We start from the raw sequence: 15,889 nt of genomic DNA on the forward strand, positions 1-15,889 counted from the left end.
TTTGTTCTTCCTTTACATCACCATTATCAAGGTATGAATTTTCACTTTTAATAGGATACCATTTAAATAATTGAAAACCTAATAATGTATTGAATAGATCACGTATCTTGGTAATATAATAATAATGTCTCCTCTGGAACTATTCGCTTGTTGCGGGACACTTAACCAGTTCGGACCAGAGGGGACAGGCGTCTGATTTTCAGACGCTTTTTTGTATATAAAAAAAACACCGAGTTCTCGGTGCTTCATTTAATTTTATATATTTTGAATATGTGTTTCATTTATAAAATAATTATTTTTTCCATTTTCTTTTGCCAGGTACATCGCAGTATCTGCTTCTTTAATTACCTGATCTATATCTTTCTCACCGAGTTTTGATAAGGAAATTCCAATACTGACTGTTACCTTCGCTTCATGATCTTCCAGCAAAAATGGAAAAGAAAATGCATGGATAATGGATTCTGCAGTTTGTATAGCATCATTTACATGAGCATTTTCTAAAAGGATTAGGAATTCATCTCCACCAAATCGGGATACCATTCCATTATTTTGGATACTGCTAGTAAATTTAACTGCAGCAAGTTTAATGAGCTGATCTCCGCAATCATGACCTAAAGTATCATTAATTTCTTTAAAACCATCTAAGTCTATAAAAAGAACGGCAACCTGCGTCCCCATTGATAATGAACATAAATGTTTTTTTAAGAAGTCCCTATTTGGTAATCCTGTTAATGAGTCATGATATGCAAGGTAATGTAATTTCTCTTCAAGTAGTTTCCTTTCAGTAATATCTCTTGCGATGGCCAAAACAACCTTTTTATTATCTAATTGAAAAACATTAGCCGTAATATCACTTGGTATATATTGACCATCCTTGGAAACGTATCTTCCCTCAAATGAAAGAGTACCAGTTCGGACCAATTCTAACTGTAATTCCTTAATTTTAGATAGACGATCATGAGAAGTAAATTCAAGCGGATTCATTTTCAATAATTCGTCTTTTGTATATCCAAGTTTTCGGCAAGCTGAATCATTTATTTCTAATACGACACCTGGCATTAAATCTTCTTTTAGTTCAAATAAATAAACCATGTCCCCAGAAAAATCAAATAAAGTTCTGTACTTTAATTCGTTTTCTTTAATCATTTCTTGGTCCTTTTTTAATTTACGAATTAGGAAAATCAATGCCAAATAAATAAGAGTATTAATAAATATACCAAATACATTACCTAAGAGAAGATTACTAGGCATTCCAAAACTCATATGAAAAATGGGCATTAGATAGAAAAATCCAAACATAATATTGAAACCAATTAATCCAATCCCAATATAGTTTAAATAATTTAGAATTTGATATGTTGAATGTTGAGTTTCTTTTGTTATTCTAATCAAGACACTGTCCTACCTTCATGTAAACAATCGTTGTTTGATAAATGATATTAGAAACGAGAAACAGATTCTTTTCATATCATTTTGTAAATTCCTTCTTATATTAAAGGGTAATCCTCTTATTTTCTATATTCACCCTATAAAAACCTTTTTTTAAACAAAAATAAAAGCAAGCACTTTAATGCTTACTTTTTGGATTTGTGATTCTACTAATATACATATCCTTCATTTCTTTGATCACACCATGATAAGGATAATCTTTATATAATGTTTGAATGGTAGCTCCATCTAGAATAGACCAAAAGATATCTCCATACAATTTTGTGTCTAAATCTTCCTTAATTTCCCCTGCTGCCTGTCCATCTTTTAGAATATCAGAAATGAATTTAATAAAGAATTCATGTCTCCGCTCGTTTAAGATTCGATTTACTTCTTTATGTCTTGAAGAATAAATTTTAAATTCATAGTGAACAATTACATCTTCAACGTGCTTTTCCTCAAATGGGTCTATTGTTAGATATACATCGAATAAGTAATTTATTTTCTCTACAGCAGTATGAAATTCAGATATTTTTTTTATTAATTCACCGTTCGTTTCAAGTGTTTCACTTCGCATGAGTTCTAAATAGATATCATCTTTACTTGAAAAGTAATTATATATTGCTCCCTTACTCATCCCTGAATGATGAACAATATCATCGATGGTGGCAGCTTCAAACCCTTTTTTTGCAAAACAGGCGAAAGCACTGGCCAATATTTCTTTTTTCTTTTTTTCTTTATATTCATCTGAAACAATTGGTGGCATAATACCCTCCGATTATTTTATTAACTTTTTATTCTATATTACTAATAATACCCTACCTTACAATTCAATCCAACCCAATTTAGGAGAGAATTGCATATATTCTCTTTTCATTACCTTAGATATTCTATTAATTAAATGAAGGAGGAATAATATCCTTATTCCTCCTGCTTTAATTATTTTTTAAAGCCCATAAATTTGAGAGTATTTAGCAGTTAAATACTCGGCAAGATACTTGGCATTAAGTTCTTCCCCGGTGACTTTTACAATTAACTCATTTGGAGACAGGAAGCTACCGTATTGATGAATCTTTGTACGAAGCCATTCATTCACGATTTCAAACTGTCCATTTTCAATTGTCTGATAAAAATGAGGGATTTCCTGCTGTATGGTATTTAAAATCTGTGCTGCATAAAGATTCCCTAAGGTGTAGGATGGAAAGTAACCTAAACCTCCGAAAGACCAATGGACATCTTGCAGTACCCCTTCTGAATCGTTGTTTGGAACAGTTCCAATATATTCTTCCATCTTTTTATTCCAAATGGATGGTAAGTCTTTTACTTGTAATTCCCCTGAAATTAAACCTTTTTCGATTTCATATCGAATCATGATATGAAGGTTATATGTTAATTCGTCTGCCTCTACTCTAATTAACGATGGTTTGACTGTATTAATAGCTCGATAAAATTCATCCACTGTAATATCTTTTAATTGCTCTGGGAAATAAGATTGTAAGGTTGGGAAGAAGAAATTCCAAAACTCTTTACTTCTTCCAACCATATTTTCAAAAAATCTTGATTGGGACTCATGAATCCCAAAAGATGTACCGTTTCTTAGCACTGTTCCTTCATATTCTGGATCTATATTTTGTTCATACATACCATGCCCTGCTTCATGAATCGTACCAAATAACGCAGAACGAACATTGTTTTCTAAATACCTTGTTGTAATCCGTACGTCACCCGTATTCATAGATTGAGCAAATGGATGTACCGTTTCATCTAAACGGCCAGCTTCCATATCAAATCCTATAATTGGTAGAACATATCGATTAAATTCTTTTTGCTTTTCTGTACTGAACTTTTGGTCAAAAATTTCCTCAGGTGTTTTGTAAGGAGAATCTTGTATTCTCTTTAATAATTCAACACTTACTTTACGGAGTTCAGCAAATAAAGGATCAAGCGCTTCAACAGTAAGACCTTGCTCAAATTCATCTAATAAAGCATTATAAGGATGACCTTTATAACCAACTATCTCTGCAAATTTTCTTTTCATTTCTACTATTCTTTCTAAATAAGGTAGATAATGTCCAAAGTCATTATTTGCTCTTGCTTCTTCCCAAATATGGTTAGCCTCATTTGTTAGAGTTGAATATTCCTGATAGAGTTCTGTCGGGATTGCCTTTGATCTATCATAGAATTGTTTACGTTCACGGACTCTTGCGCGTGTTACCTCATCCAAGCTATTCATCATTTCAGGGGATGATAGTTCATTTAACAAATTTCCCATATCTTCTGAAACCATCAGTTTGAAAATTTCAGTTTCTAAAGCAGATGCAGCTTTTGAAAATAACATTCTTCCTTTTTTGGGAGCCATCACTTTTTGGTCCCATCCTACTAGGGCAGAAACAGTTGAAAGATGGGTAATCTTTTCATCTAACTCTTTAAACAATTGCAACGAATTTTTAGTTGTTATCATTATGTATTACCTCCATTTATCGTTTTAATTTAGCTGAAAAATTCTTTTATTAATTTTTTCATTGCCTCAGGCTGTTCGACAATACTCCAATGACCACAATCTTTAATGATTTCCATCTGTGCGTGTGGGACATAAGTCAATAGTGTTTCCTTTAATTTCAGAGGAGAAATAATATCATACTCACCCTGTGCTATTAAAATAGGAATTTCTGATATTTCCTCTAGTTTATTAGTTAAATCATAATAATTTATTATTTCTTTACCAAGTTCACGATTCACTAGTGGGTTACTGGAGGTTTTTGTTTTTCTAGTCAATGTATCAAGTGAATACACATAATAAGGGTTAATAATATTAAAAATTTCTTGGACATCAGCTTCGCCATTTTTAAGTCTATTAGATGTATCCTCTAATAATTCCTTATCTTTTATGGACAGTTTATTCTCTAATTCACTCCCAAATTCAATTAAATGATTACCCTTTGCTCCAACAGCGGCTGTTAAGAAGATTTTATTAACCTGTTTTGGATATTTTGAAGCGTAAAGCAATGCAAGCATTGATCCCCAAGACTCACCAATTAGATTTAACTTATCGATTCCTAAACGAATTCGGAGTTCTTCTAATGTTTCAACCTCTTCAATCAAAGTATAATCATCATTTAATGCTGTTTGTGATTGACCGCATCCCCGTTGATCGTAAAATATCAATTGAAAATGTTCAGATAGACTCTGAAGATGTGGAAGAAAGTAACGATGCTCACCGCCTGGACCCCCATGCAGGAATACTAAGGGATTGCCTTCACCGATTAATTTAACAAAAATTCTTAGGCCTCTTATTTCCAGGAAATTCTCCTCCATGTATCCATTTCACCTCGCTATATATCTTGGTTTTTAATAAAACGACTATACAGTTTATTTTATTAAACCATATACTAATCAACCTAGCAACAATATTTTCTAATAATTTGCACATTTCAAACACTTTTAAAAAAAACCTCCAATAATAATTGGAGGAATTGATATCTTAATTATTAATCTTTATTAATCGGTTTAATCGCATTATTCCATTATCCAACAATTCAGTTCCAGAAATAATCGCATCTCCACCACCTTGTGCAAATGCATCATTTCCGCCTCCTCTACCGTTTATAAGGGGCAGTAACTCAGTCAAAACGATTTTCATATTTTCCCTAATAGAAGTACCCCGTGCAACAACCACTTGAAGCTGTTGGTTATTTTCAGACACAAGCATAACCACAACATTTTCCAATTCGTTTGTAATGTATCTAGCCAAAGTTTGAAGATCCTTCATTGATCGATTTTGAAGGACTTTACCGAGTATAGTGTGATTATTAGCCATACACTCCTCTACCAACTCTTTTGCTTCATAGTTCAAAATTCTTTGCCTAAGCTCGCCTAATTCCTTATCTGAATCTTTTACAGATTGTAATAAACGAGTTAATGAATCCACCATACCAGTTTCAGGTGCATTTAACATCTTTGTAAATTGCATAATAATTTGCTGTTTTTCATGCAGCTGCTTTAAGACTCTATTTCCACATACAAATTGGAGTCGAACTCTTTTTCTTTGTCTCTCCCAGGATAATATTTTTATGGAACCTACTTCGCCAGTAGAATTGGGATGGGTGCCTCCACAGCCGTTATAATCAAATTCTGGAATAATCACTAATCTAATGTTCTCAGTTACACTTGGTTGTTTACGAAGTGGATACTGTGGCAATTCTTCTTTAGTGACCCATTTAGTAATAATAGGTTTATTTTCTAATATTATTTGATTTGCTTTTTTTTCAACCTCTGATGCTTGCCGTTCCGTTAAATCCTCTACATCCAAATCTATCGTTACAATATCTTGTCCTAAATGAAAGCCAACTGTTTCAAAATCAAATAATTGTTCAAATGCCGCAGATAATATATGTTGACCACAATGTTGTTGCATATGATCAAACCGTCTGTCCCAATTAATTTGCCCATTAATCATCTTAATTGTCTCAGGAAGTGGTTCTGCTATATAGTGGCGTATTTCTCCTTCTATTTCTTCCACTTTTTCAACATATGTATCGTTGAGAAATCCTGTGTCATATGGTTGTCCCCCGCCAGTAGGGTAAAAAGCTGTTTCTTCTAATACAGCATACCAAAGACCCGTTTCATCTTTATCCTGTTTTTTCAGTTTGCTTGTAAAGGTTTGTATGTATGAATCCATATAATACAATTTGTGTTCCATAAATGTCCCCTTATCTTTATTTCAAGCTAAAATTTCTTACTCATGCTTATTTGTTTTTTCATTAATTCATATGATTTATCAATGATATCCGTTAAGACATCCGCTTTATAAATTCTTCCAAGCTTCGTATTGTTTTGATAATATTCCACAATTTCATCAAGTTTTTGAGACGTTTCTTTCATTATTCTTATGTTTAATTGAATTCTTTCTTCTTTACTCAATTTACCATTCTCCAATCCCTTGTATATTATATCTACCTGCTAGCACATTGATAGACATATTATAGCAAATAGATACAATATTCAGCAAATATAGTACATTTCTTTTACCTAAACAAGTTCGCATGATTAGGATAAAAACTTTTTAGGGCCAAAACGCCTATTATAAACAAATCTCTTTAGGTCTATATCTTTTAAATTTTTATCATAATAACGAAATAACAGGGATTGATATTGAGGATATTTCTTCATTACAAAAAGAGCGAATTCCTTTCTTTCTGCCTTCGTGGCTTTGATGAAGTCAGTCTGATTAACAATTTGGTCTAGTTGATTGCGAACATATTCCATGGTATCTTCCCATTTTGCTTTCTGTTCTTCTAAAATACTTTTTGCATACTCAGGAAGCTTTTCGATTACTTGATCCATGTATCCTTGTAACCACATCAGCATTCTATCTTTTTCAGGCAACTCAAATACCATATTCATTAATTGAATTTCATCCATATCTTTACTTATTGCATATTTACCTACTCGGTTCATTTAACTCACCCCATTACAATTCTCTACCAATAAAGAATTATTTATTTGTGATTAAATAAACCTATTTATATATAGTTGAATTTCATTTCTTAAAAAACATAAAAAAGCCTTTTCTACTAGTGTAGGAAAGGCCTTTTTGACTATTTATATTCTAAAAATTCTACTCTATTTCCAAAAGGGTCATTAACAAAAAAACGAGCTCTTCCATCAATAGGTGCATCTTCTTTCGTTTTAATACCGTTCCCTTCTAAATGCAATCTAAAATCCTCTATGTTTCCTATTACAAATGCCGGATGAGCCTTCTTAGCCGGAAGAAAATCCTCTTCAACTCCAATATGAATTTGTTGATTACCATATTGAAACCAGCATCCTCCTCGCCCTTGTAAACTTTCAGGCTTTTGTACTTCCGTGAGACCTACAATCTCTCCCCAGAATTTTCTTGCCTCCTCTTCACAACCTTTTGGAGCAGCTAACTGAATGTGGTCAATTCCCATATACTCAAATTTCACTATTTTTCCCCCTAACAATATATCAATTTATAATTATTCTCTTAATAAGAAAGAAATCCTTTATTAACAAGAAAAAGAGCCCAAAAAAATCTGAGCTCATTTCTTTATGATTAATTAAGTTCTTTATCAAGAAATGCGTAAAAATCTACCCATTCATCTATTAGTTTAGAGGTTGGTTTTCCTAACCCATGCCCTGCTTTTGCTTCAAGACGTAAAACAACAGTAGAATCTGGATTTGCTTTTTCTACTAAAGTAGCAGCGAATTTCTTAGCATGTGCTGGAACAACCCGATCATCACTTTCAGCCGTTGCAATTAGAACTGGCGGATACAGTTCCCCCTGTTTAATATTATGCAACGGAGAATATGCATATAAAAATGGGAAATGTTCTGGATTTTCGGCAGTACCATACTCTGGAATCCAATAACGACCAATGGTGAATTTGTGATAGCGCAGCATATCAATTACAGGTACCCGACAAATAACCGCTCCATAAAGATCAGGACGTTGAACCATACATGCAGCTACTAATAAACCACCATTGGAGCCACCCATAATCGAGAGTTTATGTTTATTTGTATAGTTCTCTTGAATTAACCATTCTGCAGCAGAAATAAAATCATCAAATACATTTTGTTTCTTTTCCAGCATACCAGCTCTATGCCAGTCTTCACCGTATTCAGAACCCCCTCTTAGGTTAGCAACTGCATAAACGCCGCCATTTTCAAGCCATCTTAGAAGAGCAGGGTTAAAACTCGGTGTTAAGCTGATATTAAAACCACCATAAGCATATAAAATAACAGGATTCTCACTATTTAAGGCTAATCCCTTTTTATGGGTTAAAAACATCGGTACTTTTGTTCCATCTTTAGAAGTATAGAATACTTGATTTGTTTCATATTGCTCTACTTCAAACGAAATGTCAGATTGACCAAACACTTCCAATTGACTTGTAATAAAGTCATATTTATAGACAATGGTTGGGAATAAAAAGGATGTTAGACCAAAATAAAATTCAGTTTCTTCCGCACTACCGGAAATATCAGTCAAAGAACCTAAAATAGGTAAATCTAAGTTTTTCATTTTAGTTCCATTTTGGTTATACATATGAATTTGATGATGGGCATCATGTAAAAAAACAATAACAAAATGTCCATTAATAAACTTGACTGAATCCATGACATCATTTTGTTCTGGGACTATTTCTTTCCAGTTATCTTGACTAGATTGTTGTAAATCAATGGAGATAATTCTTCCTTTTGGCGCAGCAAGAGTAGTTTTAAAATAAAATGTAGTACCAATATTTGTAATGTAGGAATATTCAGCATCTTGTTTATCTAACAAACGAATAAAAGATTCATTAGAATCTAGTGACTTTATATAGATCCGATTTTCTGCAGCGGTTCCAAAGCTAACATGTAAACCTAAGTAATTTTTATCAGCTGAAATAAATGGTGAAAACATTAACTCTTTATTTTCTGGTTGTTCATGTATTAATATATCTGCTGATTGATCAGTACCAATTTGATGAAAATAGACTTTATTATGGCAACCTTCATCTGCAGGATCAATGGTTCCAGGTTGAGGAAAACGATTATAGTAAAAACCGCTGTTATCTGGATTCCAGGCGATAGTTGTAAATTTCACCCATTGTAAATAATCCCCAAGATCTTCACCTGTTTCAACTTTACGAATTCGAATAGTTTGCCAATCACTTCCACTTTCTGAGGTAGCATAAGCTACTAATTCTGAGCTAGGACTAATCGCAAAATTGGTTAAAGCAACTGTTCCATCAGTACTCAACTGATTTGGGTCAATAACAACAGATTCTGAGTTGTTGTCTTCAACATAAAGAATCGCCTGATTTTGTAGACCATCATTTTTTTGGTAAAACAGACGACTTTCTACTTTTTTAGGAACAAAGTGTTTAGGATAATTCCATAGCTCTGTTAATCTTTCTTTATCCTCTTTGCTATTTGTTGTTCGTGAAAAATAGGCTTCACAACGACTTTGCATTTCCTTTCCCCACTGAATGGTTTCCTTGGAATTTGGGTCCTCTAACCAACGATATGGATCAGCAACTGCAGTTCCATGAAAGTCTTCAACTAGATTACTTTTAAATGTAATGGACATATGTTCTTCTCTCCTTTTATCCTTTCAAATCTATTTCGCTATGCGAAATAAAAACTCCTGCTTAAGGATAAAGGTTTTTTACTCTTTTTTTTCTTTACGCCTTCATAAAAGGAAAAATCCCCTCTAAAGGGGATTTTTAATAATAAGTTTTAAACGTATTTATTCATCAAAATTGCTTAGGATTGTTATTTTGTTGATCTTGATGCAGACTTTGATTCTGATGCTCATTTGAATTGTTTTTTGGAGCAAGTTCACTGGAAAACTCTGCTAAGACAGCTTTGTCATTCATATTTAAAAAATTATTTATATCGTATTTCTTATCATATTTCTTTTTTATTTCATTTCGATTTCCAACAGGTTTTTGTTCTTCTCCCATTGATTCGAACATTTGCCCAATATTTGGTAAGGTATTACTCTTTTTACCTCTGTTAAGTAAATTCAATGCAATTGCACTAAATACAACACTAAGAAGGGAGGCCCAAATCATTCCACGACCACTCTTCTTCTTTCTAACGATTTTGAAGTTCATCTGATTTTTCATCATTTTTAAAAGTGGATATATCCACTGTTGAGCATTCATAAATAGCACTTCCTTTATATTGGTGTAAAGAATAACCCTAACATTATTAGGTTTACCTTTACTTGTCCTATCATACTTGGTAAAACCACTTCTATATTGCAGAAAAATGGAAATGATAGAAGATAAGATACAAACGAGAAAAAATATGAGATAATAAAAAAAAGGGAAGAAATCATTATTCTCCTTCCTTAATTTTAAGTCCATACAATGGGGAGGAAGTAGATGAAACAAAATAATAAGTTCATTAAAGGGGAAAAAGTTACCTTACCTATTACTGGAGAGACGGTAACCATCAACAAAATTAGTTATGTACAGCATATGAAAAAATTTACTTATACTATCTTAGAAAAACCTTCAACATTTTATTTTGAAGAAGAAATAAGTAAATTAACGGATTAATAGCATTATTTACTATTGTATAATGTTCAGGCAAATGTTATATTAATGAAGCGATGAGCTGAATTGTGTAAGCCGAGAACAAGTCTTAAATGACAAAGCACGATGTGGCGTGCGTTCTCGCCTCAATACGCAAAGCCCCCTTAATGGGGGCTTTTTTCTTGTTTATTAAATAAGCTAACCCTAAATAATACGAGGTTAGCTTTTGTTGATTTACGAATTGGAATTTATTGCAATATATACCATATAAGCTAATGCTAAACCAATTCCTATTATATAGGCTAAAAAAACAGGATTACGTAAGATTGGATGATCTTGGATTTTTTCACTAACTTGCGCATCGTATTCCCCTTGGTATTTCTGCCTTCTTGAAACCTTTGTGGTATATATTAAACCAATTGACAATACAATAACAGCAATAATACTTAGAACAAATTCCCAATGAAACAAGAAATTTCACCCCTTTTAATATGGACCTTACTTTTACAATTCCACAAAAGGTTTACCAGTATGCAATAGATGTAAAGGGAAAGATTACTTCCTCGTTTGAGAATTTGTTTTTTTAAAGAGAATTTAAAGATGCTCTTTTAGCCGCAAACAATTTTTATAACCATTTATTTGCCCAGTCCTTCACCTGTTTTAGTTCTTCTTCAGTTCTTTTTCCTTTTAAATCTCTTAGCATCCGATAACCTGCCCAGGCAAAAAATTGGTCTAATTCAGTCTGTTTACCAGCTATTTCTTGATACCCCATTATCCAGCCTTTTTCAAACTCCAATAATAATTCCAAGTTCCTTTTAAACGGTGACCCCACCCTTTTTCCTTCTAATTGTAAAATTGATTTTGTTCTTGCAATATCAAACCTTTTATCACCAACAGACGCATTTGCCCAGTCAATTACTGATATTATTTTACCATTATCTGTTAATACATTAAGGGGATGAAAATCTAAGTGAAGTACGGATGGATGATTCTCTATTCTTAAACAATCCTGAAAAAGGGATTCTTCACTCCCTTTCAGAGGAATTAACCAAGATTTTTGTTGATTTATGATTTCTTTTACTGGAATTAAATGAATGTTGGCTTGGGTTTTTCCAAATTCAATTCCTAAGTTTAAAGCATTTTCAGGCTGTTCTAATAAGACCTTTAATAGAGGTTGTCCATTCGACCACTCCATAATCATAACGGAATAATTTTTGTGAGTTTGGACAGATTTAATAGTAGGTACAAGTATTCCATGTTCACGGACATATTCCATAAATACTTTTTCATTACGAAATTGCTGATAACCAAAAAGGGGAAGAATACGTACGGCAAAGGTACCTTCTTTTGTCACTATTTTATATACCGAACTATCTTCTCCCCCATAGACCACTTCAATTGATTGTACATCTTTTGAGATTTCTAATATTAATGATTCCATACTACTCATTAATAAATTCCCCTATTCAAATTAATTTTCTATTTTCCGCCTTGAAAAGAATAATTTCTTACCATCATTCCATGAGCTTTCATCATTTGAAATCGATCGTAATAATTTTGAAGCTGTTGGTCACACAGTAAATCAATCATATATATACGATCCAGTTCACTAAGCATTAATTTTACCAACTCACTACCGATTCCTTTATCCTGATATTCCGGAAGGACTTCCAATAAAGGTATATAAGCAGATAATACTCCGTCACTTATAGCGGTAATAAATCCAATTACTTTATCTGTTTTTTCATCAATCGCTACATAGCATCGATAACTATTTTTCATTAACTCTAATTGTTTTTGTGGAGAAGGCGATTTTGGCCATCCTACAAAAAATCCTTCGATCATTCCCTCAGAAACTTCATCCATATTTTTCGTGTATCGCATGAATTTTCACTCCAATTTTATATTTTCATTTTCAATAAAAATATAAAATGGATATTAATAAAATAATAACCCCATCGTATTGCCTCCAATTTTAATGAGATTCTAAAAGATTTCTCTTTCGTTTACCTGTTTTTACGATAGAAACACCAATTGTTAATATAGGAAGAATCCAAAGAAATACAGCATATGAAAAATATTCAAATATGGACACACCCATAATGGTACTACACATAATTGTTAATACACTCCAAGGAACTATGCCAGGAAATAGCATGGTAGAATCCCCCATTACTCTCGCTAGTTCCTCATTACTATATTTAGCAGACCAATGTGCTAAAAATGATCTGCCAGTTAAAATAATCGGTAATGTTTGATTTGCAGCAACTAGAGTAATTCCTAAGGTGGCGATCATTGTTTTAATCGTATCATTCAATAAAGAATGAGATGCTTGTAACCACCGATCTAAAAGGGTTTGAATAACCTTTAATTCTTCTAAAAGCCCATTATAAGCACCAGCTAAAGCTAAAAATAAAAGCAATAAGTACATATTTGCTAAACCACCACCAAGTCCATCAATACCTTCCCAAAGTGATGTAAGCAATTCCCCTATTTTTATGCCATCTAAAAAGGAAAGAAAACAGGCTATTGTGATACTAAAAATAAATGCATATAAAATTTTATATCTAAATAGAACCATTACAATAAGAACTATAGGTGGTAAAAACTTAATAAATGACAATTCCATCTTTTCACTGCTATAGATGGTTATTGAAAAATTATGTAAAAAATGGATATCTAAAAAGCGATAAAAAATAATTCCAAGTACAATGGCAAGAACTGTTGTTAAAGACATGGCTTTCCATTGTTTTTTTACTGTAATTTCAACAGTATGTGCTAATAGTTGATGTGCGCTAGAAAATGGGGATGTTCGATCTCCAACAAAAGCTCCTGAAACTAATGCACCTGCTACGATATCACTTGGAAGATGTAAAGCTATGGCTGTTCCCATTATCGGGATCCCGATTGAACTTAAGGTTCCAACAGAAGTGCCTAATATCATAGAAAAAAATAAAGCGATAATAAAAGATAATGTAAAAAAATAATCAGGGGTAATAATATTTAAGGCTATGGTAACCATCTGGTTAATAGTGCCAGCATGAAACCATGATGGCAATAAAAAGCCTACAAGAAATAGAATCCAAATCACACCACTAGTCCTTTGTACTCCTCTTTTACAGATACTGAAAATTTCCTTATTTTTCACTCCCTTACTTTTGGCCAAAAACACCAACAGTATAAAGCCAGGTAAAAAACCTAGAACTAGCGGTTCATGGAAAGAAACGGAAATTAAAACACCTACTAAGGTAACAGATAATAACAAAAGTATTTGTAGATTCGAAAACTTCAGATTAAACCCTCCTAATACAAGTACAAAGCAAAAATAATAATTAGTTCAAAATTATTTTTTTCATGTTTTAGTCATCTTTTTCGGTTGTATTACCAATTTTATATTAAAATACGATTATATCTAAATTTTATTATACTTGAAGGGAATGTCCTCAGTGTCAAAAGTTTATAAATGGGGAAAACTCATACTCCAAATAGCCACACTATGTATAATCAATGAAATAGGCTATTTTTTTGTACATGTATTAAACCTTCCAATTCCGGGTAATGTACTTGGAATGATAATCCTTTTAGTATTATTAGCATCAGGTGTTATTAAGTTAAAATGGATTGAAGAAGGTTCAAATCTTTTAATAAAATATTTAGCTTTCTTTTTTATACCGATTTCGGTTGGTTTAATAAATTTTGGACCTTTATTTTTAAAAAGTGGCTTTGTTATCGCCATTGTGTTAATAGGAAGTGCAATTACCGGTATACTTATAACTGGTAGTACATCTGGATTTTTGGCTTCAAGGAAGAAGGATGATGATCATGAAACTCATATTCATTACGGTGCTTAATATTTTAATCACAATAGGTGCGTTTACGTTATCTAGATTTGCAAACAAAAAATATCCTTCTCCCTTTACAACCCCAGTATTTTTCAGCACATTGTTAATTATTATCGTGTTTCTTACCATCGGAATAGATTATGAAGAGTATGGACCGGCCAAAAAGATATTATCTTTCATGCTTGGACCAGCAACAGTAGCTCTTGCTGTACCACTATACAAAAATCGGAAAATTATATTTAAATATATTTTTCCAGCTAGCACTGGGCTTATTCTTGGCTCACTTTCTACCATCTATAGTGCTGTCTTAATTAGTAAGATGTTACATTTGCCTAATGCGATTATCACATCCATAAGTATTAAATCCGTAACTGTTCCAGTTGCAGTAGAGGTGGCAAAAATTATTGGTGCTGATCCATCCTTAACAGCTGTCTTCGTCATTGTAACAGGTATTATTGGTTCTATGATAGGACCTTGGATCATGAATCTATTTAGGATTTCAAATCCTCTTTCTCGTGGATTAGCTCTAGGAACCATCTCACATGGGATTGGAACGGCAGAAGCAGTAACGGAAGGTGAATTGCAGGGAGCTATTTCTGGAGCTGCAATGGCATTATCAGCCATTTTCACCTCACTTATTGCTCCTTTTATACATTATCTTTACTAAATTTTAATAGTTTTCTATTATTACTACACTTCTCTCATTGCTGCTAGTAAATAAATGAGATTGTAAAAATTCATCTTCAAATTTTAAAAATTCTAATGTTTTTATGTCTTTAGGAACTGGTTGGTTTAATTCAAAGATATAGGTATTTTCCCCTTTTTGATAAACTGAGGGTAAACTACTTTTCTTAAAGGTATAAATTCGTGATTGATCATCACGAAGGAGAAATATATTTTGCTCTTTCAAATTTTCATCTTTACTGTCTATGATCAAACTTAGTTGCCCTCCACCTTGATTGGTTGTTAATGATTGTATTTTATATGTAAGCTTATCCTCCGCAATAGACTTATTTATAGTGTATAGATGTTCCTTCTCACCTTTAAATGTTGGAACTTCTGTATTTTTGGAAGTAGGGTCAGGAATGGTAAATTCAGTTCCCATCACTGTTATTTTTTCTGGCCAAAAGTCTTTAGGAAACACACTCCGTTTCGATGTAACAGCATACCTTGAAATACTCCCTTTATATCCATCTAGTGCACCTTCCGTCCAAAGTTTATCTACTAAAATATACTTCTTATTTTTATATTCTAATGTAGGAGAAAAAAATCTTGGCATATAGGAATAGTAAGTATCGTTTAAAAACTTCGTCTCAAAGACAGCAATAAATTTTCCGTTTTGCCACCCAATACCTTCTAAAGTTACAATTGTATCAAACGGACGATTCGGAAAACTATATTTAATCGTTTCTTTATGATTTACATAATAAAAAATATCCTCTTTTTCTTTTTCACTTTTTTCTTTACTCTTCGATTCCCCTTCAATAATGAAAGCTGCTAGAAACATAAGTATGAGTAAGGATAAACCTATAATAAGATTGCGTTTGGGAACCATTTTTTTCATAG

18 protein-coding genes are annotated in these 15,889 nt (G+C 32.6%); 3 read left to right on the plus strand and 15 right to left on the minus strand.

What is annotated here, in order from left to right; translation table 11 throughout:
- Window positions 1-255 precede the first annotated feature (255 nt).
- The 10 genes from ACSBPO_RS13055 to ACSBPO_RS13100 all read right to left on the minus strand — a co-directional run bounded on the left by ACSBPO_RS13055 (window position 256) and on the right by ACSBPO_RS13100 (window position 10,106).
- Window positions 256-1,392 carry a diguanylate cyclase domain-containing protein gene (locus tag ACSBPO_RS13055; protein ID WP_442593917.1) on the minus strand — a complete coding sequence of 379 codons (1,137 nt, stop codon included), beginning with the start codon at window positions 1,390-1,392 and terminating at the stop codon, window positions 256-258.
- A gap of 175 nt (window positions 1,393-1,567) precedes the next feature.
- Window positions 1,568-2,194, minus strand: coding sequence for a TetR/AcrR family transcriptional regulator (locus ACSBPO_RS13060; protein WP_442593919.1), 627 nt, complete (start codon window positions 2,192-2,194; stop codon window positions 1,568-1,570).
- A gap of 180 nt (window positions 2,195-2,374) precedes the next feature.
- Window positions 2,375-3,889: a carboxypeptidase M32 gene (locus tag ACSBPO_RS13065; protein WP_442593921.1), complete on the minus strand. Its 1,515-nt coding sequence runs from the start codon at window positions 3,887-3,889 to the stop codon at window positions 2,375-2,377.
- Window positions 3,890-3,918: 29 nt separating this feature from the next.
- On the minus strand, window positions 3,919-4,743 hold the full coding sequence (locus ACSBPO_RS13070) for an alpha/beta fold hydrolase (protein WP_442593923.1): 825 nt from the start codon (window positions 4,741-4,743) through the stop codon (window positions 3,919-3,921).
- Window positions 4,744-4,909: 166 nt separating this feature from the next.
- Window positions 4,910-6,127, minus strand: a complete 1,218-nt coding sequence (locus tag ACSBPO_RS13075) for an alanyl-tRNA editing protein (protein WP_442593925.1) — start codon at window positions 6,125-6,127, stop codon at window positions 4,910-4,912.
- Window positions 6,128-6,153: 26 nt separating this feature from the next.
- Window positions 6,154-6,348, minus strand: coding sequence for a hypothetical protein (locus ACSBPO_RS13080; protein WP_442593927.1), 195 nt, complete (start codon window positions 6,346-6,348; stop codon window positions 6,154-6,156).
- A 126-nt stretch (window positions 6,349-6,474) separates the two neighbouring features.
- Entirely contained in the window at window positions 6,475-6,885 is a 411-nt protein-coding gene (locus ACSBPO_RS13085; protein WP_442593929.1) for a hypothetical protein, read from the minus strand.
- Between the two features lie 140 nt (window positions 6,886-7,025).
- Window positions 7,026-7,394, minus strand: coding sequence for a VOC family protein (locus ACSBPO_RS13090; protein WP_442593931.1), 369 nt, complete (start codon window positions 7,392-7,394; stop codon window positions 7,026-7,028).
- Window positions 7,395-7,504: 110 nt separating this feature from the next.
- On the minus strand, window positions 7,505-9,526 hold the full coding sequence (locus ACSBPO_RS13095) for a prolyl oligopeptidase family serine peptidase (RefSeq protein ID WP_442593933.1): 2,022 nt from the start codon (window positions 9,524-9,526) through the stop codon (window positions 7,505-7,507).
- Window positions 9,527-9,692: 166 nt separating this feature from the next.
- Complete coding sequence (locus ACSBPO_RS13100; RefSeq protein WP_442593935.1) at window positions 9,693-10,106, minus strand: hypothetical protein; 414 nt, start codon at window positions 10,104-10,106, stop codon at window positions 9,693-9,695.
- A gap of 222 nt (window positions 10,107-10,328) precedes the next feature.
- On the opposite strand from ACSBPO_RS13100, the gene ACSBPO_RS13105 reads away from it, so the two are divergent.
- Window positions 10,329-10,505, plus strand: coding sequence for a hypothetical protein (locus ACSBPO_RS13105; protein WP_442593937.1), 177 nt, complete (start codon window positions 10,329-10,331; stop codon window positions 10,503-10,505).
- Between the two features lie 210 nt (window positions 10,506-10,715).
- Here the strand turns inward: ACSBPO_RS13105 and ACSBPO_RS13110 are convergent, their stop codons facing one another.
- The 4 genes from ACSBPO_RS13110 to ACSBPO_RS13125 form a co-directional block, all read right to left on the minus strand.
- Window positions 10,716-10,952 carry a hypothetical protein gene (locus ACSBPO_RS13110; RefSeq protein ID WP_442593939.1) on the minus strand — a complete coding sequence of 79 codons (237 nt, stop codon included), beginning with the start codon at window positions 10,950-10,952 and terminating at the stop codon, window positions 10,716-10,718.
- Between the two features lie 154 nt (window positions 10,953-11,106).
- On the minus strand, window positions 11,107-11,931 hold the full coding sequence (locus tag ACSBPO_RS13115; RefSeq protein ID WP_442593941.1) for an aminoglycoside phosphotransferase family protein: 825 nt from the start codon (window positions 11,929-11,931) through the stop codon (window positions 11,107-11,109).
- Window positions 11,932-11,960: 29 nt separating this feature from the next.
- Complete coding sequence (locus tag ACSBPO_RS13120) at window positions 11,961-12,365, minus strand: GNAT family N-acetyltransferase (RefSeq protein ID WP_442593943.1); 405 nt, start codon at window positions 12,363-12,365, stop codon at window positions 11,961-11,963.
- Between the two features lie 91 nt (window positions 12,366-12,456).
- Window positions 12,457-13,572 (minus strand): Na+/H+ antiporter NhaC family protein, encoded by a 1,116-nt coding sequence (locus ACSBPO_RS13125; RefSeq protein ID WP_442593945.1) that lies wholly within the window; start codon window positions 13,570-13,572, stop codon window positions 12,457-12,459.
- Window positions 13,573-13,927: 355 nt separating this feature from the next.
- Here ACSBPO_RS13125 and ACSBPO_RS13130 point away from each other — a divergent pair, with 355 nt between their 5' ends.
- Window positions 13,928-14,332 carry a CidA/LrgA family protein gene (locus ACSBPO_RS13130; protein ID WP_442593947.1) on the plus strand — a complete coding sequence of 135 codons (405 nt, stop codon included), beginning with the start codon at window positions 13,928-13,930 and terminating at the stop codon, window positions 14,330-14,332.
- Window positions 14,304-14,990, plus strand: coding sequence for an LrgB family protein (locus ACSBPO_RS13135; RefSeq protein ID WP_442593949.1), 687 nt, complete (start codon window positions 14,304-14,306; stop codon window positions 14,988-14,990). Before ACSBPO_RS13130 ends, ACSBPO_RS13135 begins: the two co-directional genes overlap by 29 nt.
- 3 nt (window positions 14,991-14,993) lie before the next feature.
- Here the strand turns inward: ACSBPO_RS13135 and ACSBPO_RS13140 are convergent, their stop codons facing one another.
- The gene (locus tag ACSBPO_RS13140) at window positions 14,994-15,887 is read right to left on the minus strand and encodes a hypothetical protein (protein WP_442593951.1); all 894 of its coding nucleotides are present in this window, start codon (window positions 15,885-15,887) and stop codon (window positions 14,994-14,996) included.
- Window positions 15,888-15,889 lie beyond the last annotated feature (2 nt).

It is taken from the genome of Neobacillus sp. D3-1R (assembly GCF_052180215.1).
In the GTDB taxonomy this organism is placed as follows: Bacteria; Bacillota; Bacilli; order Bacillales; family Cytobacillaceae; genus Pseudoneobacillus.

Excerpts from the sequence above, each read along its gene's own strand:
- ACSBPO_RS13085 (WP_442593929.1), bottom strand. The coding sequence starts at position 6,885 with ATGAACCGAGTAGGTAAATATGCAATAAGTAAAGATATGGATGAAATT.
- ACSBPO_RS13105 (WP_442593937.1), top strand. The coding sequence starts at position 10,329 with ATGAAACAAAATAATAAGTTCATTAAAGGGGAAAAAGTTACCTTACCT.
- ACSBPO_RS13115 (WP_442593941.1), bottom strand. The coding sequence starts at position 11,931 with ATGAGTAGTATGGAATCATTAATATTAGAAATCTCAAAAGATGTACAA.
- ACSBPO_RS13065 (WP_442593921.1), bottom strand. The coding sequence starts at position 3,889 with ATGATAACAACTAAAAATTCGTTGCAATTGTTTAAAGAGTTAGATGAA.
- ACSBPO_RS13120 (WP_442593943.1), bottom strand. The coding sequence starts at position 12,365 with ATGCGATACACGAAAAATATGGATGAAGTTTCTGAGGGAATGATCGAA.
- ACSBPO_RS13095 (WP_442593933.1), bottom strand. The coding sequence starts at position 9,526 with ATGTCCATTACATTTAAAAGTAATCTAGTTGAAGACTTTCATGGAACT.
- ACSBPO_RS13070 (WP_442593923.1), bottom strand. The coding sequence starts at position 4,743 with ATGGAGGAGAATTTCCTGGAAATAAGAGGCCTAAGAATTTTTGTTAAA.
- ACSBPO_RS13075 (WP_442593925.1), bottom strand. The coding sequence starts at position 6,127 with ATGGAACACAAATTGTATTATATGGATTCATACATACAAACCTTTACA.
- ACSBPO_RS13100 (WP_442593935.1), bottom strand. The coding sequence starts at position 10,106 with ATGAATGCTCAACAGTGGATATATCCACTTTTAAAAATGATGAAAAAT.
- ACSBPO_RS13140 (WP_442593951.1), bottom strand. The coding sequence starts at position 15,887 with ATGAAAAAAATGGTTCCCAAACGCAATCTTATTATAGGTTTATCCTTA.
- ACSBPO_RS13135 (WP_442593949.1), top strand. The coding sequence starts at position 14,304 with ATGAAACTCATATTCATTACGGTGCTTAATATTTTAATCACAATAGGT.
- ACSBPO_RS13060 (WP_442593919.1), bottom strand. The coding sequence starts at position 2,194 with ATGCCACCAATTGTTTCAGATGAATATAAAGAAAAAAAGAAAAAAGAA.